We start from the raw sequence: 22893 nt of genomic DNA on the forward strand, positions 1-22893 counted from the left end.
CTCGCTGCGCTCCCCCCTCGGGGAGCGCAACATCCTGCTATGCTAAGACCTTTGCACTTTCGCAGGAGCCTCCACCATGAAAACGATTCAATTGGGTACCACCGATCTGCAGGTGTCGCGTCTCTGTCTTGGCTGCATGACTTATGGCGAGCCGACGCGCGGCAACCATGCCTGGACGCTGCCGGAAGCGAGCAGCCGTCCGCTGATCCAGCAGGCGCTGAACGCAGGGATCAACTTTTTCGATACTGCCAACAGCTATTCAGATGGCAGCAGTGAAGAGATCCTGGGCCGGGCGCTGAAAGATTTTGCCCGCCGTGAAGAGATCGTGGTTGCCACCAAAGTCTATTTCCCGCTGACCAATCTGTCACAGGGATTGTCGCGCAAGAATATTCTGCAATCCATTGATGACAGCCTGCAGCGCCTCGGCATGGAGTATGTCGACCTGCTGCAGATTCACCGCTGGGATTATGAGACGCCGCTGGAAGAGACGCTGGAAGCGCTGCAGGAAGTCGTGCAGTCTGGCAAAGCACGTTATATCGGTGCCTCGTCGATGCACGCCAGTCAGTTTGCCCAGGCGTTGCAGATGCAGTCGGAACAGGGCTGGCATCGCTTTGTCAGCATGCAGGATCAGTACAACCTGATTCAGCGCGAAGAGGAGCGTGAAATGCATCCGCTCTGCCTGAAAGAGCAGATTGCCGTGCTGCCGTGGAGTCCGCTGGCGCGCGGTAAGCTGACCCGCCCGTGGGGGGAAAATACCGCGCGTTCCGCTTCTGACAAAGTGATGGCCTCGCTCTATGACAATACCGAAGAGAATGATGCCGTGATTGCAGAGCGGCTGGCGCAGGTGGCGGAAGATAAAGGTGTAACGCGGGCGCAGGTGGCTCTGGCCTGGCTGCTGAGCAAGCCTGCCGTCACGGCACCGATTATTGGTGCGTCGCGTGCTGAGCAGTTTGAGGATCTGCTGAAGGCGGTGGATGTCACGCTGAGTGACGAGGAAGTTGCACTGCTGGAAGAGGTCTATCAGCCACATCAGCCGGTAGGATTCGAATAAGGCTGGCAACAAAGTGACGCCCTGCCCGGGCGTCACCTTCTGTCGCTGTGTGAGGAGCCCCGGCGGTTAACCCGCCAGCCAGACCCCAAAGCCATACAGCATGGCAGCGGAAATCACGCCGGCAATAATGTCATCCACCATAATGCCCATGCCGCCATGCACATTGCGGTCAAACCAGCGAATCGGCCACGGCTTCCACATATCAAGAATACGGAACAGCACAAAGCCACCCAGAACCCATTGCCAGCTGTTGACCGGAATCGCCATCAGCGTAATCCACATGCCGATAAACTCATCCCAGACAATACTGCCGTGATCGTGTACGCCCATATCTTTGGCGGTGCGATGGCAGAGATAGACGCCAACACAGATACCGACCAGCACCACCAGCGAATAGAGATCCTGCGGCAGATGGGTCATCAGCCACCAGAACGGAATCGCCGCCAGCGATCCCATGGTGCCAGGCACGACCGGGCTTAATCCGCTGCCGAAACCGGTCGCCAGCAGATGCCAGGGATTGCTCATCCGCAGGCGACTCTTCGCCACGTCGTTATTTAGCATCAAAGTGATCAAACCCTTTATGACGGAATGTGGCGGGCTTGCCATTATCCAGCAGCGTTAAGCCTTCCGACTCCGGTGCCATCTGTCCGATGCAGGTATAGGGCACGCCCAGGTGACCCAGCGCTACATCGAGCGCGCCGCGATTGACCTCGGGCACCGTAAAGCAGAGTTCGTAATCTTCTCCGCCACTCAGCGCCCAGCGCAGGACCTGCTCAGGGTCGAAATGGTCGCGCAGCGCAGCCGAAAGGGGCAACGCATCCAGATTAAGCCGTGCGCCACAGCCGCTGGCTTTCAGCACATGGCCGAGATCGGAAATCAGGCCGTCGGAAAGATCCACCGCTGAGGAGGCCAGCGAACGCAGCGCCTGGCCCTGCAGAATGCGCGGCATAGGGCGCAGATGACGTTTAATCAGCGCTTCATGCACCGCCGGATCGCTGATACGGCAGTGATGCTGCAGCAGCGCCAGGCCCGCGGCGCTGTCACCCAGCGTTCCGGTCACGTAAATCCAGTCACCCGGCTTCGCGCCTGAACGTTTCAGGGCGCGGCCCTGCGGCACCAGACCGTGAATCGCCAGCGTCAGGCTCAGCGGGCCACGGGTGGTGTCGCCACCGACCAGCTGCATGTCGTAATATTCCAGCAGTTCAAACAGGCTTTCGCTGAAGGCAGAGAGCCAGCTCTCATCGACCTGCGGCAGCGTTAAGGCCAGCGTCAGCCACGCAGGGTCGGCGCCCATGGCAGCAAGGTCGCTGAGATTCACAGCCAGGGCTTTGTAACCCAGATCGGCAGGATGGATATCCCGTAAGAAGTGCACACCCGCGACCAGGGTATCGGTGCTGATCGCCAGCGTCTGTTTTTCCGGCACGCTAAGTAACGCACAATCGTCACCGATGCCGAGTTCGACATCACGGCGGCTGCGTGTTCTGCGGTTGAAGTAGCGTGCGATGAGTTCAAATTCACCACAAGACATAATTGCGTTCCGCTTAACCCTTCATGAAAAAAGGCCGGCAAGCCGGCCTTTTTGTTTATTTGCGATTGGGTCGAATTTGTGGACCGGCTTTATCAAGCACGCCGTTAACAAATTTATGACTGTCTTCGGCACCGAAGACTTTCGCCAGCTCAATCCCTTCGTTGATGGCCACTTTATAAGGCACATCATTACGTTTGCTCAGCTCATACAGCGAGATGCGCAGGATAGCTTTTTCTACCTGGCCCAGCTCTTCGAGCTGACGCGACAGATAGGGCTTCATCAGTCCATCCAGATACGCACTGTTGGTCGCCACACCGGACAGCAGTTCGCGGAAGTAGGTAATGTCGACGTCTTTGACGTCCTGTTCCGCCAGAAACTGGTATTCCACATCGGCAATGTCGTTATTCGACAACTGCCAGGAGTAAAGCGCCTGAACAGCGCACTCACGGGCGCGACGACGAGCAGCAGGTTTCACAAAATTCCCCTTACAAAAATCAGGCTTTAATGGCTTTCAATACGTTGATCATTTCGAGCGCAGTCAGAGCCGCTTCAGCACCTTTGTTACCCGCTTTGGTGCCGGCACGCTCAATGGCCTGCTCGATGCTTTCAGTAGTCAGCACGCCAAACGCGACAGGAATCTCGCTGTTCATGGCAACGCTGGCGATACCGGAGCTGGCTTCACCCGCCACATATTCGAAGTGCGCAGTGCCACCACGAATAACCGTACCGAGTGCGATAATCGCATCATATTTGCCGGTGTTGGCCAGCGCGCGTGCTGCCAGAGGCAGTTCGTATGCACCAGGCACCCAGACTACGGTGATATTGTCATCTTTGACCTGGCCGATACGTTTCAGGGCATCAACTGCGCCATCCAGCAGGCTGTCATTAATGAAGTTGTTAAAACGCGCGATAACGATGGCAACATTGGCCTCAGGCGTTGCAACAGCAGCTTCGATAACTTTCATACTTATCCTTTCAGGGGTTTGGTTGGCCCCGCGCAGGGGGGCGGATTCTATCATACTCTTGGGCGGCGTGCTCTCGCTTTTCCGACCGTGTTATTGTGGTGTCAGGGTCAGGCGTAAATCGTCACCGACCTGGCGGACATCACTGAAACGGAAGGCAGGTGCGTCAGCCAGCTGGCTTAGTCCCGGCAGCTTACACAGCCCGCGTCCTTCATGACCTAACAGCTTAGGCGCCAGATAAACAATCAGTTCATCGACCAGTCCGGCCTGCAACAGGGCACCGGCCAGCGTGGCGCCCGCTTCAACCCAGACGCTGTTAATCTGTCGCTGTCCCAGCAGCATCATCATCGCCACCAGGTCCAGCTGCTGTTCGCGCAGCGGAACAGCGATTTGCGTCACGTCAGCGGGCCAGCTCTGCTGATCGGGCTGATGACGCATCAGCCAGGTTTCACCCGGCTGCGAAATGAGCCGATGCTGCGGCGTCACGCGATTCTGGCTGTCGATAATCACCCGCACCGGCTGACGCAGTTGCTGCTCATCAAGCAGTGCCTGGCTCTCCGCATTGAGTTCAGACCAGCGTACCGTCAGGGAAGGATCGTCCGCCAGCACCGTGGCGCTGCTGCTGAGAATGGCGGCGCTCTGCGCACGCAGGCGCTGCACATCACGACGGGCAGCCGGCGAGGTTATCCACTGACTTTCGCCGCTGGCCATTGCCGTTCTGCCATCCAGTGAGGCACCCAGCTTGAGCTGGATCCAGGGGAAGCCAGTGCGCATGCGTTTGAGGAAACCGCGATTCAGCGCCTCCGCTTCCGGCATCATCAGACCGTGGCTGACCTCGATGCCCGCCTGATGCAGACGGTGCAGTCCGCGCCCCGCCACCTGCGGATTCGGATCCTGCATGGCGGCCACGACACGGGTAACGCCAGCGGCGATCAGCGCATCACAGCAGGGTGGCGTACGGCCATGATGGCTGCAGGGTTCCAGCGTGACATAGGCGGTTGCGCCACGCGCTTTCTCGCCCGCCATGCGCAGGGCGTGGACTTCAGCATGCGGTTCACCGGCGCGCTGATGCCAGCCCTCACCGACCACCTCACCATCGCGCACAATCACGCAGCCCACATTGGGGTTCGGCATCGTCGTAAAGCGGCCGCGTCGCGCCAGTTCCAGCGCACGCGCCATGTAAAGTTCATCCATGGTTTAATCCTGTAACCGGGCGATCTCTTCGCCAAAATCACGAATGTCTTCAAAGCTGCGGTAAACCGAGGCAAAGCGGATGTAGGCGACTTTATCGAGCTTCTTCAGCTCATCCATCACCAGATTGCCAATCAGCTTACTGGGGATCTCACGTTCACCGGTGGCACGCAGCTGGGTTTTAATATGGTTTACGGCGCTTTCAACCGCATCGGCACTGACCGGACGCTTCTCAAGCGCTTTCATCATCCCGCTGGCCATTTTGTCTTCATTAAAGGGTTCGCGCACGTCATTGCTTTTCACCACGCGTGGCATCACCAGTTCCGCCACCTCGAAGGTGGTAAAACGCTCATGACACATCAGACACTGGCGGCGGCGGCGCACCGAAGAGCCTTCACTAACCAGACGAGAATCAATCACTTTGGTGTCCACAGCGGAGCAGAATGGGCAATGCATGACGTTTCCTGACGCGAGAGAGATGGGCCTGACAGTGTAGCGCGAACTGCGAATCAACAAAATCTCTTCCGTGCCTTTCGTGGGGTTCTCATCTCAGGATAAATGATGCTAAATTTCGTCTGCAGCAAAAGGGACTACGCTTTAAGAGCTGCAATTAAAATTATTCACTAACACATTGGAGGTTGTATGGGTCTGTTTAATTTTGTGAAAGAAGCTGGTGAAAAATTATGGGATGCCGTGAATGGCGGCGATGACCAGAATAAAAAGCTGCAGGATCACATCAACAAGCTCGGTTTACCCGACAGCGACAAAGTAGACGTCAAGGTCAATGGCGATACCGTGACCGTGACGGGCGATGGCCTTTCCCAGGAGCTGAAAGAGAAGATTCTGATCGCAGCCGGTAACGTTGCAGGCATCACCAAAGTGGAAGATAAGGTGACCGTGACAGACAGCGCGACCGAGTCAGAACTTTACACCGTGAAAAAAGGCGACACGCTGAGCGCAATTTCCAAACAGGTTTATGGAAATGCTAACGAATACAACAAGATTTTCGAAGCGAATAAGCCAATGCTCTCTCATCCTGATAAGATCTATCCTGGCCAGGTTTTACGTATTCCAAAATAACGGACAAGGATAACTTATGAGCAGGATGGTTTGGGTTCCGGTGGCGCTCTCTCTGGTGATGCTGAGCGGTTGCAGCAGTAGCGCCAGCAACCCGCAGGTCAGAGAGTTGCATCAGGAAGTGAGTCAGCTTAATCAGCAGATGCAGCACCTGACCACGCAGGCCAGCGCGCTGGAGATTCAGGGGCAGTTAAACAGCCATTCGCAGCAAGGCGCGTGGCTGATCCCGCAGGCGAACACGCCGGTGGCACTGCAAACCCAGCTCGGCACGCTGCGACTGGCGCTCTCGCCTGTCACTGCTGAAGCCAGCGGCTCGCGGGCAACCCTGACGGTACGCTCAATGGACGATCGCCCCTTGCCCGCCCTGCACGCTACGGTGAACTGGGGCGAACTCGATCCGGCAACCGGTAAACCACTGAGTAACGGCAGTCTGAGTCAGACAATAGCGGTGCCTGCCTCGCTGTTGCCCCAGCATTCGGTGAGCATACCGCTGCGACTCAGCGGTCTTGCACCGGATCAATCAGGTTATGTCCGCGTGCATAACGTCACCGGCGACGCACCTGCCCAGACCTCCTCTGCTGCACCCTGATCACGGGTGCAAAAAAACGGGCAGCCACATGGCTGCCCGTTTTTATTTCTCTGCGGCGATTAAGGCAGGATAGAAGGCTGATCGGCGCCCTCTTTCTCGACTTTCTGCACCAGCATATGTTCACGCTTCATGCCCAGCTTCAGCGCCAGCGCCGAAGAGACATAAATCGATGAAATCGTACCAATCGTCACACCAATCAGCATGGTCAGTGAGAAGCCTTTCAGCAGCGCACCACCAAACACGAAGAGGATGAGAATCATCGCCAGCGTGGTCAGCGAGGTAATCAGCGTACGGCTTAACGTCTGGGTCAGTGACACGTTAGTAATATCGTAAGAGCTGCCGCGACGGATCTTGCGGAAGTTTTCACGAATACGGTCCGACACCACGATTTTATCGTTAAGCGAGTAGCCAATCACCGACATCAGTGAGGCAACAATCGTCAGGTCGATTTCAATGCGGAACAGCGCCAGCAGGCCGCAGGTGATGATCACGTCATGCGCCAGCGCCAGCACGGTACCCAGCGCCAGACGCCACTCAAAGCGAAAACCGATGTAGATCAGAATCGCAATCAGCGCGGACAACAGCGCCATCGCACCCGCCTGCGCCAGGTCGCTGCCCACACTCGGACCCACGAACTCAATGCGCTTAACGGTGGCATTTTGCTGGGTGGTCTGATTAATCACCGACACCACTTTATTGCCTAACTCGGTGCCCGCCGGGCCGGTAACCGGTGCCATACGCACCATGACGTCACGGCTGCTGCCAAAGTTCTGCACCAGCGGCTCGTCAAAGCCCGCTTTCACCAGATCGCCACGCAGGACTTCAAGATCGGCCGGTTTTTCCAGCGCGATCTCAATCACCGTACCACCGGTGAAATCGAGGCCCCAGTTAAAACCACGCACACCCACGATAGCAATCGCGGCGAGAATCAGCAGTCCCGAAATGATGAAGGCCAGCTTATCCCAGCGCATAAAGTCGACGACTTTACGCCCGTGGTTCAACTGCTCAATGTTATATTCCTGTGCCACAACGCACTCCTCAGATAGACAGCTTGTTGATGCGTTTGCCACCGTAAACCAGGTTAACAATGGCACGGGTACCGACAATCGCGGTGAACATTGAGGTTGCGATACCAATTGCGGTGGTAATAGCAAAGCCTTTGATCGAACCGGTGCCGACTGCATAAAGAATGATAACTTTGATCAGGGTGGTCACGTTCGCATCGACAATACTGGAGAAGGCGCCTTTATAGCCCTCATGAATTGCCTGCTGAACCGAGCGCCCGTTACGCAGCTCTTCTTTAATACGTTCGTTAATCAGCACGTTGGCATCCACCGCCACCGCCAGCGTTAACACGATACCGGCAATACCCGGCATGGTCAGGGTCGCGCCCGGCAACAGCGACATAATGCCGACAATCAGCACCAGGTTAACCAGCAGCGCGCTGGTCGCTATCAGACCAAACTTCTTGTAGAACACCACCATAAACAGGATCGACGCAAGCAGACCCCACAGGCAGGCTTCCAGACCCTGAGTAATATTCTGCTGACCCATGGTCGGCCCGATAGTACGCTCTTCCACAATCTGGATGGGCGCAATCAATGCACCGGCACGCAGCAGCAGCGAGAGCTGACGCGCTTCGTTCGGGTTGTTGATACCGGTGATGCGGAAGCTGTTCCCCAGACGAGACTGGATATTAGCGACGTTAATCACCTCTTCCTGTTTCACCAGAATTGAACGGCCATTGGCATCTTTCTTACCGCTGTCTTTGTACTCCACAAACAGGGTCGCCATCGGCTTGCCGATGTTGTCCTTGGTGAAGTTCGACATGATGTTACCGCCTGCGCCATCCAGTGAAATGTTCACCTGTGGCTGGTTGTACTCATCCATGCTGGAAGTCGAGTCGGTGATGTGGTCACCGGTCAGGATCACCCGCTTGTAGAGCACCACCGGCTGGCCATCACGCATGTCTTTAACTTCAGAGTCACCCGGTACACGACCACTGGCCGCTACGGTTGGATCCACGCTGGTGTTTACCAGACGGAACTCCAGCGTCGCCGTTGCACCCAGAATCTCTTTAGCGCGTGCCGTATCCTGAATACCCGGCAACTCAACTACGATGCGATCGGAACCCTGACGCTGTACCAGCGGTTCAGCCACGCCCAGCTGGTTCACACGGTTACGCAGAATAGTAATGTTCTGCTGAACCGCATATTCACGCGCTTCGCTGAGACGAGCATCGCTCATGGTGGCACGCAGGGCATCGCTGCCGCTGCTGTTGATCACCAGATCCTGATGACGCGAGGTCAGCCAGGAGATCGCCGCATCGCGGCTGGCTGCGTCACGGAAACGAATTTCCACGCCGTAGTTCGCGATTTTGTTGACGGTGGTGTAAGGGATACTTTTGGTGCGCAGGTCGCTACGCAGCGAGTCAGCATTCTGCTCCTGCAGTTTGCCGAGTGCGGTGTCCATGTCCACTTCCATCAGGAAGTGCACACCACCACGCAGATCGAGACCGAGTTTCATCGGTTCTGCTGACAGCATACTCAGCCAGCGAGGCGTGGCTGGCGCGAGGTTCAGCGCAACAACGTAGTCTTCACCCAACGCTTTCATGATCGCTTCACGGGCGCGTAACTGCACATCCGTATTATTGAAGCGCGCGGTAATCGCACCATTTTCCAGCGCAACAGATTTGCTCTGGATATTATCTTGTTTTAATGCGGACTGAATTTGATCCAACGTCTGCTCACTGGCGGCGCTTCCGCGCGCACCAGTGATTTGAACGGCCGGATCCTCACCATACAGGTTGGGAAGCGCATAGAGCAGGCCGACGAGAATCACGACGACCAGCATCACGTACTTCCACAAAGGATAACGATTTAACACGGCAGTTCCCTTAGGGAAGAAAGAATTACAGCGCCTTGATAGTGCCTTTAGGCAGCACGGCGGCGACGAAATCACGTTTAATGACGACTTCATTGGTGTCATTCAGCGCGATAGCTACGTAGCCCGTGTCAGAGACTTTTGTTACGCGGCCTACAAGGCCACCGCTGGTCAGCACTTCATCACCCTTAGAGATAGAATCCATCAGCTTCTTGTGCTCTTTCGCACGTTTCTGCTGCGGACGCAGGATCATGAAATAGAAAATCAGACCAAACACCACCAGCATGATCACCAGAGAATACGGACTTCCCTGAGACGGTGCGCCTGCTGCGGCCACGGCGTCAGAAATGAAAAAGCTCATTAAATTTCCCTCATTGATGAATTATCAGACGTTAAAGGCGGAACTTCTTTGCCCGTCCGTTGGTAGAACTCGTTTACAAAGCGCTCTAATTTACCCTCTTCGATGGCCTGGCGTAAACCTGCCATCAGGCGCTGGTAATAGCGCAAATTGTGGATAGTGTTCAGACGCGCGCCCAGTATTTCGTTACAACGGTCGAGATGATACAAGTAGGCACGACTATAATTGCGACAGGTGTAACAATCACACTCCGCATCCAGTGGCGCAGTGTCATCTTTGTATCTGGCGTTGCGGATTTTCACCACACCCTCAGTCACAAACAGATGACCATTTCGGGCATTACGGGTCGGCATCACGCAGTCAAACATATCGACGCCGCGACGGACGCCCTCAACCAGATCTTCTGGCTTGCCGACACCCATCAGATAACGCGGTTTATCCTGCGGAAGCTGCGGACAGACGTGCTCAAGAATACGGTGCATGTCCTGCTTAGGCTCACCCACCGCCAGGCCGCCCACAGCGTACCCATCAAAGCCAATCTCTACCAGACCTTTCACCGAGACATCTCGTAAATCTTCGTAAACCGAGCCCTGAATAATGCCAAATAGCGCATTTTTATTGCCCAGGCTGTCAAAACGGTCACGACTGCGTTGCGCCCAGCGCAGCGACATCTCCATCGAGCGTTTGGCGTAGTCCCAGTCCGCCGGATAGGGCGTACATTCATCGAAAATCATCACGATGTCAGAACCGAGGTCATACTGAATCTCCATCGATTTTTCCGGATCGAGGAAGATCGGGTCGCCGTTGATCGGGTTACGGAAATGCACGCCCGCTTCGGTGATTTTACGGATGTCGCCCAGGCTGAAGACCTGGAAGCCGCCGGAGTCGGTCAGGATCGGCCCTTTCCACTGCATAAAGTCATGCAGATCGCCATGCAGTTTCATGATCTCCTGACCCGGACGCAGCCAGAGGTGGAAGGTATTGCCCAGAATGATCTGCGCGCCGGTCTCCTGCACTTCTTCCGGCGTCATGCCTTTAACGGTGCCATAGGTGCCAACAGGCATAAACGCAGGGGTTTCCACCACACCGCGATCAAAAATCAGACGGCCACGGCGTGCGCGCCCATCTGTGGTATCAAGTTCAAATTTCACAAAGCCTCCATCGGAGAAACAGTCCGATGCAGATAACCTTCAGTCGCTCTCAGTCGATTCCGGCTATCGGTTAATAAATCAGTCGCCCACTTTTTCCAGCGGCGCCTGCGGATTTTTGCTGATAAACATCGCGTCGCCATAACTGAAGAAACGATATTGCTCAGCCACGGCTGCGCGGTACGCGGCCATGGTGTGCTGATAACCGGCAAACGCCGAGACCAGCATAATCAGAGTCGATTCGGGCAGATGGAAGTTGGTGATCAGCGCATCGATCACCTGATACTCATAGCCCGGATAGATAAAAATCTGGGTATCGTCGAAGAACGGCGCAATCAGGGCATCCTGACTCGCTTTGGCGGCGCTCTCCAGCGAACGGACAGAGGTGGTGCCGACAGCGACTACTTTATTGCCGCGTGCTTTACAGGCCAGCACCGCATCAACAACCTCCTGCGGCACTTCGGCATATTCAGCATGCATGTGATGCTCTTCGATGTTGTCGACGCGCACCGGCTGGAAGGTTCCTGCACCGACATGCAGCGTCACAAACGCCATCTCAATGCCCTTCTCTTTCAGCGCCTGCAGCAGCGGTTCATCAAAATGCAGACCGGCGGTCGGTGCCGCAACGGCACCCGGACGGGCGCTGTAAACCGTCTGATACAACTCGCGATCCGCCTCTTCATCCGGACGGTCGATATAAGGCGGCAGAGGCATATGGCCAACGCTGTTGAGGATGTCGAGCACCGCGCGCTCATCATCAAACACAATCTCAAACAGCGCATCGTGACGCGCCACCATCGTCGCTTTGACGCTCTCGTCTTCGCCCAGCAGCAGTTCTGCTCCCGGCTTCGGCGCTTTCGAGGCGCGCACATGGGCCAGCACACGCTTGTCGTCAAGCATCCGCTCCACCAGCATCTCGATTTTGCCGCCACTGGCTTTGCGGCCAAAGACGCGCGCCGGAATCACACGGGTGTTATTGAACACCAGCAGATCGCCCGGATTCAGCTTATCCAGCACGTCGGTGAACACACCGTGCGACAGCGTCCCGCTGGGACCATCGAGCGACAGCAGACGACAGCCGCTGCGCTGCGCCTGGGGATAGTGAGCAATCAGGGATTCGGGCAGTTCAAAAGCAAAATCGGCGACACGCATGAAAGAGTTCTTTCTCAGGCAAAAACAGGCGGCACAGTTTAGCGGAAAATCGACCAATTCTGAACAACTGGCTGCGCAAAGGCAGTTCAGCCTATAATGCGGCATGAACTTTCTTGCTCATCTCCATCTGGCTAAGCTGGCCGACAGCTCCTTACTCGGCAATTTAATGGCCGATTTTGTGCGTGGCAACCCGCACCAGCACTGGTCTGCGCCCGTCGCGGACGGCATTCTGATGCACCGTCGTCTCGATGTGATGACCGATGCGCTGCCGGAAGTGCGCAGCGCCCGTCAGCTGTTCCGTGCCGAAACCTATCGCGTGGCACCCATTACGCTGGACGTCATCTGGGACCATTTTCTGGCCCGGCACTGGCAGCACTTCACGCCCGGCCAAACGCTGGTGCACTTTTCTGCCGCCGCCGAACGTGAAATCATGCCGCAACTGGCAGACACCCCCATCGAGTTTCAGGAACTCAACGCGGTGATGTGGCGCGAGCGCTGGTTTGAGCATTATGCCCAGCCCGCGCGGCTGGAGCGGGTGCTGCACGGCATGGCCAGCCGCCGTCCACGCCTGGCAGCCCTGCGCGACTCCTACCACGATTTCACGCAACACTATGATCAGCTGGAAGCGCTGTTTTTTGTTTTTTATCCGCGTTTAATGGCGCTGGCGACCAGCAGAACCCTGTAAAACCCGATCCTCTGCTGCCGGGCTGGCGGACGCCAGCTTTCGCCCGCCGGGAAAGCGCCTCACCCGGCCCTGCACCATCTTGCCATTGCTGCCTATCTGCGGCTTAATGAAGCCTTTCTTAACAATAGTTAAGTAAATATCACAGCCAGACCGCCTGTTCAGGCGTGCCTTCCGTTCGTTTTGACCAAAAGACATAAGAGGAAAAGATGTCATCCGCTTCGCATTCTGAAATTGACGCGCGTTACCGTTACGCCTGCGACATCGCCCGTGCGGCGGCCAGCCGGGCTTATTCGTGGTATCAGCAGCGTCAGACACTGGTGGTGGAACACAAAAGGGATTTGCAGGACGTGGTCAGCGAGGCTGATCGTAACGTTGAGGCATTGATTAAGACATTAATCGCTGAGCGCTTTCCTGACGATGCTGTCTATGGCGAAGAGAGCGGTGGTGAGGTTCAGGGCGCGCCCTTTATCTGGGTGGTCGATCCCATCGACGGCACCGCCTGCTTCGTCAACGGCCTGCCTAACTGGTGCGTCTCGCTGGCGGTGGTCTGTGACGGCGAACCGGTAATCGGCGTGGTCTGCGATCCCAATCATCAGGAGCTGTTTCACGCACGAGCAGGTCAGGGTGCGTGGGTTAATGAGAGCCGTTTGCAGGTTCATAGCGCGACGCATCTCAACGAGGGTTTGCTCGGCATCAGCAACTCCAGTCGCACCCCTGCCGAAAGCGTCTCGCGCCTGATTAGCGGCTTAACTGAACAGGGTGGCATGTTTATTCGCATCGGTTCTGGCGCGCTGACCAGCGCCTGGGCGGCCGCCGGGCGACTGATTGGCTACTATGAAGCGCATATGCATCCCTGGGATAGTCTGCCGGGCATCGTCCTGATGCGCGAAGCGGGCGGCGTCACTAATGATTATCTGCGCAACGAGGGGCTAAAAAACGGCAACCCGGTGTTGCTGGCCAATGCGACTCTTTATCCAAAAATCAAAGCGCTGACCGGTAATCGCGCGCTGGAGGAGTAAATGACGCTGCCAGGCCTGTACCGCTGCGCGCTGATCCTCTGTTCTCTCTGGCTGTTAAGTCCGGCGTCACAGGCGGCGGATTACCAGCTGGAGAAGGTGGTCGAACTGAGCCGTCACGGTGTCCGTCCGCCCACCCCCGGCAATCGCAAAGAGATTGAAGCCGCCAGCCAGCAACCCTGGACGCAGTGGACCACCGCCGATGGCGAGCTGACCGGTCATGGCTACAGCGCGGTGGTCAATAAAGGACGCTGGCAAGGCGAGCACTATCGCCAGCTCGGCCTGCTGGGCGCGGGCTGTCCTGATGCGGCACAGGTCTACGTGCGCGCCAGTCCGCTGCAGCGCACCCGTGCCACGGCCGCAGCGCTGACTGACGGGGCCTTTCCCGGCTGCGGCGTGCCGGTGCATCACGTCGCGGGCGATGTCGATCCCCTGTTTCAGAGTGAAAAGCTGACGGTCACCCACACCGATCCTGCTCAGGAGCTGGCAGCTAAGCAGCAGAAAGCAGGCGATCTGGCGCGGCTGCAACAGCAGTTGCAACCCGCCATTCAGCAGCTGAAAGCCGCCGTCTGCCCGCCCGCGACTGACTGCCCCCTCTTTGATGCGCCCTGGTCGTTCCGGCAAACCCGTAACGGCAACACATACGTTTACGGGCTGAGTGTAATGGCAAGCATGGTGGAGACGCTGCGACTGGGCTACAGCGAAAACCTGCCGTGGGATCAGCTCGCCTGGGGACACATCACCTCGGCCGCGCAGATCACCACGCTGCTGCCGCTGCTGACCGCAAACTACGATCTCAGCAACGACGTGCTCTATCAGGCACAGCGCCGTGGCTCAATATTGCTCAACGCCCTGCTGGAGGCGATTGCTTCCGATAGCGCGCCGGGCCGCTGGCTGATTCTGGTGGCACATGACACTAATATTGCGATGGTGCGCACCCTGATGGGCTTTAGCTGGCAGTTGCCTGGCTATTCGCGCGGCAACATTCCACCGGGCAGTAGTCTGGTGCTGGAGCGCTGGCGCGACACCCACAGCGGCGAACGTTTTTTGCGGCTCTATTTCCAGGCGCAGAGTCTGGATGGGATTCGTCAGTTACAACCGATTGATGATAAACATCCGTTATTACGTCAGGAGTGGCATCAGCCCGACTGCAGAATCACCGATGTCGGCGTGCTCTGCCCTTATCAATCCACGCTGATTCAGTTGCGGAAAAAGCTGGATGACAGCGCTGTGCTGCCGGTTTCGGTTATATTGCCCTGAGTCTGTGGCTAATCAAATTCAGGCCGCAGCATCAACGCGGCCTGAATAATGTTAACCGCTGTTAATTAACGCCATTCCGACCTTTTCTTATTTAAATCGCCTGACTATCAGCGCCACTCGTTTTGTTTTACGATAGACCCGTCAATCATCCCTTTATTAACTATTTTCCTGTAATTCTTGAATATTTCGGCGACTGGTTTCGCCGTTTTTATTTCTTACACGCCCCGCTACTGCTGCCCGCCAGCGCCTGTGTGACTGCACGCTCACTCCTCTGAATCTCCCTTATCGCCCCTGCCCGGTTATCACTATCGGCCACATTCACTGCCAATTAAAATACGCATTCATGGATATAAACCGGGACATAAACTTATTTCGCAGGCAGGCGTTTTGCTCCTGATAACAGGATTCCATATTGTGGATTGGGTCACATAAATAATCAGATGAGCAGGAATATAAAAGCGCGGGAAATAGCGTGTTCTGCTCCCCCACGAATGAGAGAGCAGAACAGGAGATTAGCGGGGTTTACGAACCAGCTTATAGCCCAGCAGCAGCACCACTATCCACACCATACCGACATAGAGGGAAATGCGGGTATCGGGGAAATAACCAATCAGACCGATAATAAAGCAGAGGAAGGCTACGCCGACGCCAGCAGTCCAGCTGCCGCCTGGCAGCGCAAACTGCAGCTTACTGGCGGCCTCTTTACCAATTTTGCGACGGAACGCGATCTGCGACAGCAGAATCATGATCCAGACCCACACCGTTGCAAAGGTCGCCAGCGAGGCGATCACCAGGAAGACTTTTTCCGGCATCAGGTAGTTGAGATAAACCGCAATCAGCATGGCGAACATCATCACCACCACCGTCACCCACGGAATCCCGCGCGAGGAGACCTTCATAAAGACCTTCGGCGCATGTCCCTGCTGCGCCATCCCGTGCAGCATGCGGCCCACGCCAAACACATCGCTGTTAATCGCCGAGAGTGACGCGGTCAGCACCACGAAATTGAGGATAGAGGCGGCCGCCGCAATGCCCAGATGCTGGAAGGTCAGCACAAACGGGCTGCCCGAGGTGCCCACCTGATTCCACGGGTAGATCGACATAATCACAAACAGCGTGCCGACGTAGAACACCAGAATGCGCCACGGCACCGAGTTGATGGCGCGCGGAATCGACTTCTCCGGATCTTTCGCTTCACCGGCGGTGATACCGATGATTTCGATGCCACCATAGGCAAACATCACCATCTGCAGCGACAGCAGCATACCGACTACGCCGTGCGCAAAGAAGCCGCCGTTAGTCCAGAGATTGTGGATGCCGGTCGGCTGGCCGCCGTTGCCGAGACCCCAGATGATCATGCCGAAACCGGCCAGAATCATCACGATAATGGTGGCGACTTTGAAGAAGGAGAACCAGAACTCCACTTCGCCGAACACCTTCACGCTCATCAGATTGACGGCACCGATGATCAGCACCACGCTCAGCACCCAAATCCAGTGCGGCACCTCAGGGAACCAGACGCCCATATAGATGCCGAACGCCGTGACATCCGCAATCGCCACGATCAGGATTTCAAAACAGTACGTCCAGCCGGTGATGTAGCCTGCCATCGGCCCAAGATAGTCCTGCGCGTAACGTGAGAAGGAGCTGGCCTGAGGATTATTAACGGACATCTCACCCAGTGCGCGCATGATGATGTAAGCCACTGCCCCGCCGATGATATAGGCGAGCAGCACGCTCGGTCCGGCCATTTTTATCGCGTCAGCGGAACCGTAGAACAGCCCGGTGCCAATCGCCGATCCCAGCGCCATAAAGCGGATGTGGCGCGTGCTCAGTCCGCGTTTGAGCTTGTTGGTTTCTTGCATAACAACCTGTACCTGTGAAATGAAAAAACCACGGGCAGGCCCGTGGTTAAAGAAAAATCAGTGCTCTCTGCTACGAGTGAACGGTCACCTGTTCCGGCCCTTTCACCCGATCAACAACAGCGGCAATCAGCAGCATCACCAGCGACGGCGGCAACCAGGCGAGACCCTGATCGGCCAGCGGCAGATGCTGACTGAAAGCGGGCAGCAAATCTTTAAACCCGGTGGTTTTAATCGCATCAACAATACCGAACAGCAAGCTGATTAACATGGCTGGCGCGATAATCCGGCTGCTCTTATTCCACCAGTTGAGGGTGAAACTCAGCACCACCAGCACGATACAGGGCGGATAAATCGCCGTCAGTACCGGGATGGAGATCTGAATCAGGTGGCTCAGGCCGAGATTCGACACCACCATGGAGAACAGACCCAGAATAAACACCAGCGTTTTATACGATAACGGCAGGTATTGCGCAAAAAATTCCGCACAGGCACAGGTCAGGCCAACGGCAGTCACCATACAGGCGACGAAGATCAGCGCGGCAAGGAAGAAGCTGCCCATGTTGCCAAAGGTGTGCTGAACATACGCGTGCAGAATCGCTGCGCCGTTAGCGTTTTGATCCACCAGCGCACCGCTGCCCGCGCCCAGCTTAAACAGGCAGAGGTAGACCAGCGTCAGGCCCAGACCGGCGATTAACCCCGCCAGCACGGTGTAACGGGTCAGCAGCGCGGCATTATCGACGCCACGCGAACGGGCGGCGTTGACAATTACGATACCAAATACCAGCGCGCCCAGCGTATCCATGGTCAGATAGCCATTGACGAAACCGCTGGAGAAGGCCGCACGCTGATAATCAGCGGTAGCCGGAACCGTGCCGCCAGCAGGCCACACCAGGGCAGCAACGCCCAGCACGGTCAGCGCAATAATTTTTAATGGCGCAAGGAAGTGCCCTACCGTGTCGAGTAGCTTGCCGGGATAGAGCGATACGCCAATCACCAGCGTGAAGTAAATCAGGCTATAGATAAACAGCGGCAGCGCGCCATCACCGGTCAGCGGTGCAATACCCATCTCAAACGAGACCGTGGCCGTACGCGGTGTGGCAAACAGCGGCCCGACAGCCAGATAGCAAACGGTGGCCAGCACGATGCCAGCGACCTTGCCAATCGGGGTGCTGAGTGCATCCACGCCGCCGCCGACGCGGGCCAGCGCGATCACGGTCATCACGGGCAGACCGACTGCGGTAATCAGAAAACCAATCGCGGCAGTCCAGACGTGTTCGCCAGACTGAATACCGACCATAGGCGGGAAAATGATGTTGCCCGCGCCAACAAACAGGGCGAATGTCATAAAGCCCAGCGCGAGAATGTCCTTCGAAGTTAAACGATGTGTCATACGGCCTGTCACTGATGTTGCGGTGGAAGTTGGGTTAGTGTTGTCCCCTCGCTGCGTGTAAACCGCGACCAGGCTGACAATGTCAGCGCATTATGCTCGTCGCAGGGTAAAGCACAGGTGATTTGAGCTGCTTTTATTCTGTTCACAGAGGGATGGATCGACAACGGCGCTAAGTAAAACGTTTATAGCGGTGAAAGGCAATACGGGATCGGAAAACCAGAAGGTTATGCCGCCATTTTTTCAAAAGGCAGTGGATAGCGTTAATTTTTGCAGCAGGCACACAAGATGATGTGCCTAAATAATAGACAGAGCGCGAGAAATCCCCGCATAAACGGGCCTGAAGATACACAAAAGGCGCGTTTTACGCGCCTGTCTGCACAACGTTACAGCACTACCAGACCTGATTCGCGATATCGACCACTAAGCGAATCTTCTGCCACTGCTGCGCCTCGGTCAGGCTGTTGCCCTCTTCGGTTGAGGCAAAACCACACTGCGGACTGAGGCAGATCTGATCCAGACTGACATACTGCGCCGCCTCTTCCAGCCGGGTTTTCACCTGCGCCGGATCTTCCAGTTCACCCACTTTCGTGGTAATGAGGCCCAGCACCACCTGCTGATGACCTGGCTTAATGTAACGCAGTGGTTCAAAACCGCCGGAACGGGCGTTGTCATACTCCAGGAAGAAGGCATCCACGTTGACGCTGCCGAACAGGATTTCTGCGACCGGCCCATAGCCGCCTTCAGAGATCCAGGTTGAGCGGAAGTTGCCGCGACAGACATGCAGACCCACGGTCAGATCGGCAGGTTTACCTTCCAGCGCTTTATTCAACACCTGAGCATAAGTCTGTGCCAGCTGGTCAGGATCGTCGCCACGCGCACGGATATCACGCTTCTGATCTTCAGAACAGAGGTAAGCCCAGACGGTATCATCCAGTTGCAGATAGCGGCAGCCCGCGTCATAAAACGCCTGAATAGCCGCTTTGTAGGTCTGCGCCAGATCGTCGAAGTAGTCTGCCAGATCGGGATAGACTTCCGCGTCGATCACCTTACGGCCACCACGGAAGTGCAGCACGCTGGGGCTGGGAATGGTCATCTTCGGCACCGCATCACCGGCAATACTTTGCAGGAAGCGGAAATGCGCCAGCATCGGATGATCCGCCGGGAAACCGAGTTTGCTCACCACTTTCACGCCATGCGCTTTGGTCTGCACGCCATTAAACTGAATGCCCTGCTCCGCTTCATAGCGCTCTACGCCATTCAGGCCATAGAAAAAGTCGAAGTGCCACCAGCCGCGACGAAACTCGCCATCAGTGACCACTTTCAGGCCATTTTCCCGCTGTTTCGCCACCACATCGCGAATCGCCTCATCTTCAACCTGGCGCAGGGCCGCCGCATCAATCTCTCCGGCTGCAAACTGTTCGCGCGCCTGCTTAATGGCGGTGGGACGCAGAAAGCTGCCAACGGTATCGGCACGGAACGGGGCGGTTTCTCTTTGCATGATCACTCCTGTCTCTCCTGCCGGTAATGACGGCAGGAAATAGTTGCATCCTGATATAAATAGCCATCTGGATGGCTACATGTCTGAACACAGAGTGGCATGGGCGGCTTTCTTCTGCAACTGAAGAAAATTCAGTGATGATGAAAAAAATTCACGTCCGGGGGATTAACGCAGCGCGGCGCGCGCCTGCGTCATCTGACTGTCAGAGAGCGGCAGATAGCCCGCTTCGCTGACCCGCCGCTGTCCCTGTGCCGAAAGTACCTGCTGCAGAAACGCGGCCACCAGCGGCGGCAAAGGTTTGCCGGGCGCTTTATTCACATAGAGATAGAGCGGGCGCGCCCAGGGATAACGGCCACTGCGGATGGCATCGGCATCCGGGGTAATCGCCTGCCCCTGATCATTCATCACCGCCAGCATTTTTACGCCGCTTAGATGAAAGCCAAAACTGGCGTAGCCGATGCTGCGTGAATTACCGGCCACCGCCTGCACCACTGCGGCCGAGCCGGGAAACTCCGCCACGTCGCTGCGAAAATCACCTTTGCATAGCGCCTGCTGCTTGAAGAAACCCCAGGTGCCGGAGGCGGAGTTACGTCCATAGCGCTGAATCGGCCGTTTACTCCACTGCGCGCCGGTTAAGCCGAGATCTCCCCAGCGCAGCGGCACGCTGTGTGCGCCACACAGACGGGTAATCGAGAAGATGGCATCGAGCTGACGCGGTTCAATCTGCTGCAGCGGATTGCGCTGATTCACCACTACCACCAGCGCATCCATAGCCACCGGAACCGCCAGCGGCGGATAGCCGTAGCGCGCCTCAAAGGCCTGGCGTTCATCTGCCTGCATCGGGCGGCTCATCGGACCGAGTTGTGCTGCACCCGCCGCCAGCGCGGTCGGCGCAGTAGAAGAGCCGGAGGCCTGAACCTGGACATTGACGCCCGGCGCCTGGCGACTGAAATCTTCGCCCCACAGCGTCATCAGATAACCCAGCGTATCGGATCCGACGCTGCTGAGATTGCCGGAGAGCGCGCCGGGCTGGGCCAGTGCCAGGCCCGGCAGCAGAGTAACGATCAACAAAAGAAGGATGCGCATCAGGGAGATCCGGCAGCAATTAATGAACGGCATTCTCCTGCATCACGCTGCTGACAATCAACCTCGCTGGCAGCGTAAAGGTAAAACAGGTCTCCTTGTGCGGCACGCTGGTGATATCGAGCCGCGCGTTATGGTGGCTCAGAGCATGTTTCACTATCGCCAGCCCCAGCCCGCTGCCGCCGGTCGCACGCGAACGCGCTTTATCGACCCGGTAGAAACGCTCGGTAAGACGCGGAATATGTTCTGAGGCGATGCCCGGCCCGTTATCGCACACCCGGAAGATAGCCCCCTGTTTGCCGCGCAGCCAGCTGATATCAATTCGCGTGCCATCCGGTGTGTGGTTTACCGCGTTGTAAACCAGATTGGAGATGGCGCTGCGCAGCTGTTCATCGTTGCCGAACACTTTCAGATGGGGATCGGTATGGAAATGGATATCGTGACGGCCGCCACTCAGCGTTGCCGCCTCATGCTGCAGCAGTTTCAGCATCACCGGCACATCGACCTTCTCTTTCAGATCGATTGCGGGCGCGGCTTCAATGCGCGACAGCGTCAGCAGCTGTTTGACCAGGCTGTCCATGCGGCGCGTCTGCTCCGACATGGTGTGCAGCGCTTTGCTGCGCGAAGGCTCGCTCATCACCGAGTCGTTCATCATCTCCAGATAGCCCTGCAGTACCGTGAGCGGTGTGCGCAATTCATGGCTGACGTTGGCAAAGAAGTTGCGGCGCGCCCCTTCCAGCTGATGCATCTGCGTGACATCACGTGCCACCAGCAGCCACTGCCCTTCGCTGTAGGGCATGACGCGGAACTCCATGTGAAGTTTGTTGTTCAGCACCAGCGTCAGCGGCTTGTCGAAATCGCGCTGGCGAAGATAGCGCGAGAACTCCGGATAACGGAGCAGATTGAGGATGTTCTGGCCATTATCTTCCGGCCAGCGCAGACCCAGGTGCTGTTGTGCGAGGCCGTTACACCAGAAAATGGTGCCCTCTTCGGTGGTCAGGATCACCGCATCCGGCAGCGACTCGGCACCGCTGCGGAAACGCTTAATCAGATTGCCCAGTTCACGCCGCCGCCGCCGGTTGCGGAGCTGCATCTGGTAAAGACCATAAAACAGCGGTTCCCAGCTGGCACGCCCGGCCGGTGGCGTCATGGTGCGGTCCAGCCACAGCCAGTGCGACAGCCGCATCAGATTGTGAAAATGCCACAACAGCACCGTCAGCACGCTCAGCAGCAGCCACCAGGGCAGACCGCCGAACAGCAGGCCCAGCAGCACTGCGGGCAGACAGACCAGCAGCAGTTCTGTCAGTAATCTCTTCCAGGAGAGGCGTTCCAGCACGGTTAAGGCTCCGTTTAGTAGCGGGCAGAGAAACGATACCCTGTTCCGCGAACGGTTTGTACCATGCGATCGTGGCCGGACACTTCCAGCGCTTTACGTAAACGGCGGATGTGAACATCGACAGTACGATCTTCCACATACACATTGGTGCCCCAGACGTGGTTCAGCAGCTGTTCGCGGCTGTAAACGCGTTCCGGGTGGGTCATAAAGAAGTGCAGCAGCTTATATTCGGTGGGACCCATCTCCAGCGGCGTGGTTTCGGACATCACGCGATGTGAGGAGGGATCCAGACTCAGCCCCTGCATCTCAATCACCTCTTCCACGGCCATCGGCGAAATACGGCGCATCACCGCTTTGATTCTCGCCATCAGCTCTTTAGGTGAAAAGGGCTTGGTAATGTAATCATCGGCACCCACTTCCAGGCCGCGCACCCGATCCTCCTCTTCGCCGCGCGCGGTGAGCATCATCACCGGGATATCGCGTGTCATCGCCTCGCGTTTCAGATGTTTGATAAACTGAATACCGCTGCCACCGGGTAACATCCAGTCCAGCAAAATCAGATCGGGCCAGGGTTCAATCAGCTTGCCAACGGCGCTGTCATAATCTTCCGCCTCGATTGGCTGATAGTCGTTCTGCTCCAGAACAAAACACAACATTTCACGGATGGGGGCTTCATCCTCCACAACCAAAATGCGCTTAGCCATTATTACTCCTGCTGATTATGACGGATGTCACTGAGATTCGCGGCGCCATTATGCGTCAGATTTGTGACACTTTTATGAAAAACATAACCTGCCTGTAACCTCACTGGTAATCATTTA

The 22893-nt window shown here is 56.6% G+C and carries 23 protein-coding genes; 6 read left to right on the top strand and 17 right to left on the bottom strand.

The genetic code is table 11. From position 1 onward, the window contains the following. The first annotated feature begins 76 nt into the window (after positions 1-76). Positions 77-1051, top strand: coding sequence for an aldo/keto reductase (locus OK409_RS09950; RefSeq protein WP_264367019.1), 975 nt, complete (start codon positions 77-79; stop codon positions 1049-1051). Positions 1052-1117: 66 nt separating this feature from the next. Here OK409_RS09950 and pgpA read toward each other — a convergent pair whose 3' ends face one another. From pgpA to nrdR, 6 genes are all read right to left on the bottom strand, one after another. Continuing rightward, entirely contained in the window at positions 1118-1612 is a 495-nt protein-coding gene (gene pgpA / locus OK409_RS09955; protein ID WP_033785423.1) for a phosphatidylglycerophosphatase A, read from the bottom strand. After that, positions 1602-2579 carry a thiamine-phosphate kinase gene (thiL, locus tag OK409_RS09960; RefSeq protein ID WP_010255374.1) on the bottom strand — a complete coding sequence of 326 codons (978 nt, stop codon included), beginning with the start codon at positions 2577-2579 and terminating at the stop codon, positions 1602-1604. The genes pgpA and thiL overlap by 11 nt, the downstream gene beginning before the upstream one ends. A gap of 55 nt (positions 2580-2634) precedes the next feature. Next, the gene (nusB, locus tag OK409_RS09965) at positions 2635-3054 is read right to left on the bottom strand and encodes a transcription antitermination factor NusB (protein ID WP_010255372.1); all 420 of its coding nucleotides are present in this window, start codon (positions 3052-3054) and stop codon (positions 2635-2637) included. Between the two features lie 19 nt (positions 3055-3073). Beyond that, complete coding sequence (gene ribE, locus OK409_RS09970) at positions 3074-3544, bottom strand: 6,7-dimethyl-8-ribityllumazine synthase (RefSeq protein ID WP_010255369.1); 471 nt, start codon at positions 3542-3544, stop codon at positions 3074-3076. A gap of 90 nt (positions 3545-3634) precedes the next feature. Next, positions 3635-4735, bottom strand: a complete 1101-nt coding sequence (ribD, locus tag OK409_RS09975; RefSeq protein WP_264367020.1) for a bifunctional diaminohydroxyphosphoribosylaminopyrimidine deaminase/5-amino-6-(5-phosphoribosylamino)uracil reductase RibD — start codon at positions 4733-4735, stop codon at positions 3635-3637. Between the two features lie 3 nt (positions 4736-4738). Continuing rightward, positions 4739-5188, bottom strand: a complete 450-nt coding sequence (gene nrdR / locus OK409_RS09980) for a transcriptional regulator NrdR (protein WP_009091750.1) — start codon at positions 5186-5188, stop codon at positions 4739-4741. A 186-nt stretch (positions 5189-5374) separates the two neighbouring features. Between nrdR and lysM the strand changes: the two genes are divergently transcribed. Further along, positions 5375-5812, top strand: a complete 438-nt coding sequence (lysM, locus tag OK409_RS09985) for a peptidoglycan-binding protein LysM (RefSeq protein ID WP_010255362.1) — start codon at positions 5375-5377, stop codon at positions 5810-5812. Between the two features lie 16 nt (positions 5813-5828). After that, positions 5829-6398 carry a DUF3251 domain-containing protein gene (locus tag OK409_RS09990; protein WP_264367021.1) on the top strand — a complete coding sequence of 190 codons (570 nt, stop codon included), beginning with the start codon at positions 5829-5831 and terminating at the stop codon, positions 6396-6398. A 59-nt stretch (positions 6399-6457) separates the two neighbouring features. Here OK409_RS09990 and secF read toward each other — a convergent pair whose 3' ends face one another. The 5 genes from secF to queA all read right to left on the bottom strand — a co-directional run bounded on the left by secF (position 6458) and on the right by queA (position 11939). Beyond that, positions 6458-7426: a protein translocase subunit SecF gene (secF, locus tag OK409_RS09995; RefSeq protein ID WP_010255357.1), complete on the bottom strand. Its 969-nt coding sequence runs from the start codon at positions 7424-7426 to the stop codon at positions 6458-6460. A 10-nt stretch (positions 7427-7436) separates the two neighbouring features. Continuing rightward, positions 7437-9284, bottom strand: a complete 1848-nt coding sequence (gene secD / locus OK409_RS10000; protein ID WP_071997994.1) for a protein translocase subunit SecD — start codon at positions 9282-9284, stop codon at positions 7437-7439. Between the two features lie 25 nt (positions 9285-9309). Further along, positions 9310-9642 (bottom strand): preprotein translocase subunit YajC, encoded by a 333-nt coding sequence (gene yajC / locus OK409_RS10005; RefSeq protein WP_010255353.1) that lies wholly within the window; start codon positions 9640-9642, stop codon positions 9310-9312. Continuing rightward, complete coding sequence (gene tgt / locus OK409_RS10010) at positions 9642-10790, bottom strand: tRNA guanosine(34) transglycosylase Tgt (RefSeq protein WP_010255351.1); 1149 nt, start codon at positions 10788-10790, stop codon at positions 9642-9644. The genes yajC and tgt overlap by 1 nt, the downstream gene beginning before the upstream one ends. 78 nt (positions 10791-10868) lie before the next feature. After that, positions 10869-11939 carry a tRNA preQ1(34) S-adenosylmethionine ribosyltransferase-isomerase QueA gene (queA, locus tag OK409_RS10015; protein WP_010255349.1) on the bottom strand — a complete coding sequence of 357 codons (1071 nt, stop codon included), beginning with the start codon at positions 11937-11939 and terminating at the stop codon, positions 10869-10871. A 103-nt stretch (positions 11940-12042) separates the two neighbouring features. On the opposite strand from queA, the gene OK409_RS10020 reads away from it, so the two are divergent. From OK409_RS10020 to OK409_RS10030, 3 genes are all read left to right on the top strand, one after another. Beyond that, on the top strand, positions 12043-12624 hold the full coding sequence (locus tag OK409_RS10020; RefSeq protein ID WP_022626127.1) for an ACP phosphodiesterase: 582 nt from the start codon (positions 12043-12045) through the stop codon (positions 12622-12624). Positions 12625-12830: 206 nt separating this feature from the next. Then, the gene (locus OK409_RS10025) at positions 12831-13643 is read left to right on the top strand and encodes an inositol monophosphatase family protein (RefSeq protein WP_010255344.1); all 813 of its coding nucleotides are present in this window, start codon (positions 12831-12833) and stop codon (positions 13641-13643) included. Then, positions 13644-14900, top strand: coding sequence for a histidine-type phosphatase (locus OK409_RS10030; RefSeq protein ID WP_264367022.1), 1257 nt, complete (start codon positions 13644-13646; stop codon positions 14898-14900). 512 nt (positions 14901-15412) lie between these two features. On the opposite strand, the gene proY is transcribed toward OK409_RS10030, so the two are convergent. From proY to phoB, 6 genes are all read right to left on the bottom strand, one after another. Beyond that, positions 15413-16765, bottom strand: coding sequence for a proline-specific permease ProY (proY, locus tag OK409_RS10035; protein WP_031593969.1), 1353 nt, complete (start codon positions 16763-16765; stop codon positions 15413-15415). Between the two features lie 70 nt (positions 16766-16835). Next, positions 16836-18155: a branched-chain amino acid transporter carrier protein BrnQ gene (brnQ, locus tag OK409_RS10040; RefSeq protein ID WP_033771063.1), complete on the bottom strand. Its 1320-nt coding sequence runs from the start codon at positions 18153-18155 to the stop codon at positions 16836-16838. Between the two features lie 391 nt (positions 18156-18546). After that, complete coding sequence (locus tag OK409_RS10045) at positions 18547-19653, bottom strand: cobalamin-independent methionine synthase II family protein (protein ID WP_052272142.1); 1107 nt, start codon at positions 19651-19653, stop codon at positions 18547-18549. A gap of 165 nt (positions 19654-19818) precedes the next feature. Then, positions 19819-20739 carry a PstS family phosphate ABC transporter substrate-binding protein gene (locus OK409_RS10050; protein WP_031293116.1) on the bottom strand — a complete coding sequence of 307 codons (921 nt, stop codon included), beginning with the start codon at positions 20737-20739 and terminating at the stop codon, positions 19819-19821. Between the two features lie 19 nt (positions 20740-20758). Further along, positions 20759-22072, bottom strand: a complete 1314-nt coding sequence (gene phoR / locus OK409_RS10055; RefSeq protein WP_010255313.1) for a phosphate regulon sensor histidine kinase PhoR — start codon at positions 22070-22072, stop codon at positions 20759-20761. Positions 22073-22086: 14 nt separating this feature from the next. Further along, positions 22087-22776 (bottom strand): phosphate response regulator transcription factor PhoB, encoded by a 690-nt coding sequence (gene phoB, locus OK409_RS10060; protein ID WP_003852491.1) that lies wholly within the window; start codon positions 22774-22776, stop codon positions 22087-22089. Positions 22777-22893 lie beyond the last annotated feature (117 nt).

It is taken from the genome of Pantoea sp. RG18 (assembly GCF_025910075.1).
GTDB classification, from domain to species: Bacteria; Pseudomonadota; Gammaproteobacteria; order Enterobacterales; family Enterobacteriaceae; genus Pantoea; species Pantoea agglomerans.

What these genes read in the sequence shown, in the direction of transcription:
- OK409_RS09950 (WP_264367019.1), top strand. Translation starts at nt 77, where the DNA reads ATGAAAACGATTCAATTGGGTACCACCGATCTGCAGGTGTCGCGTCTC.
- pgpA (WP_033785423.1), bottom strand. Translation starts at nt 1,612, where the DNA reads ATGCTAAATAACGACGTGGCGAAGAGTCGCCTGCGGATGAGCAATCCC.
- thiL (WP_010255374.1), bottom strand. Translation starts at nt 2,579, where the DNA reads ATGTCTTGTGGTGAATTTGAACTCATCGCACGCTACTTCAACCGCAGA.
- ribE (WP_010255369.1), bottom strand. Translation starts at nt 3,544, where the DNA reads ATGAAAGTTATCGAAGCTGCTGTTGCAACGCCTGAGGCCAATGTTGCC.
- ribD (WP_264367020.1), bottom strand. Translation starts at nt 4,735, where the DNA reads ATGGATGAACTTTACATGGCGCGTGCGCTGGAACTGGCGCGACGCGGC.
- nrdR (WP_009091750.1), bottom strand. Translation starts at nt 5,188, where the DNA reads ATGCATTGCCCATTCTGCTCCGCTGTGGACACCAAAGTGATTGATTCT.
- lysM (WP_010255362.1), top strand. Translation starts at nt 5,375, where the DNA reads ATGGGTCTGTTTAATTTTGTGAAAGAAGCTGGTGAAAAATTATGGGAT.
- OK409_RS09990 (WP_264367021.1), top strand. Translation starts at nt 5,829, where the DNA reads ATGAGCAGGATGGTTTGGGTTCCGGTGGCGCTCTCTCTGGTGATGCTG.
- yajC (WP_010255353.1), bottom strand. Translation starts at nt 9,642, where the DNA reads ATGAGCTTTTTCATTTCTGACGCCGTGGCCGCAGCAGGCGCACCGTCT.
- queA (WP_010255349.1), bottom strand. Translation starts at nt 11,939, where the DNA reads ATGCGTGTCGCCGATTTTGCTTTTGAACTGCCCGAATCCCTGATTGCT.
- OK409_RS10020 (WP_022626127.1), top strand. Translation starts at nt 12,043, where the DNA reads ATGAACTTTCTTGCTCATCTCCATCTGGCTAAGCTGGCCGACAGCTCC.
- OK409_RS10025 (WP_010255344.1), top strand. Translation starts at nt 12,831, where the DNA reads ATGTCATCCGCTTCGCATTCTGAAATTGACGCGCGTTACCGTTACGCC.
- OK409_RS10030 (WP_264367022.1), top strand. Translation starts at nt 13,644, where the DNA reads ATGACGCTGCCAGGCCTGTACCGCTGCGCGCTGATCCTCTGTTCTCTC.
- proY (WP_031593969.1), bottom strand. Translation starts at nt 16,765, where the DNA reads ATGCAAGAAACCAACAAGCTCAAACGCGGACTGAGCACGCGCCACATC.
- brnQ (WP_033771063.1), bottom strand. Translation starts at nt 18,155, where the DNA reads ATGACACATCGTTTAACTTCGAAGGACATTCTCGCGCTGGGCTTTATG.
- OK409_RS10045 (WP_052272142.1), bottom strand. Translation starts at nt 19,653, where the DNA reads ATGCAAAGAGAAACCGCCCCGTTCCGTGCCGATACCGTTGGCAGCTTT.
- OK409_RS10050 (WP_031293116.1), bottom strand. Translation starts at nt 20,739, where the DNA reads ATGCGCATCCTTCTTTTGTTGATCGTTACTCTGCTGCCGGGCCTGGCA.
- phoB (WP_003852491.1), bottom strand. Translation starts at nt 22,776, where the DNA reads ATGGCTAAGCGCATTTTGGTTGTGGAGGATGAAGCCCCCATCCGTGAA.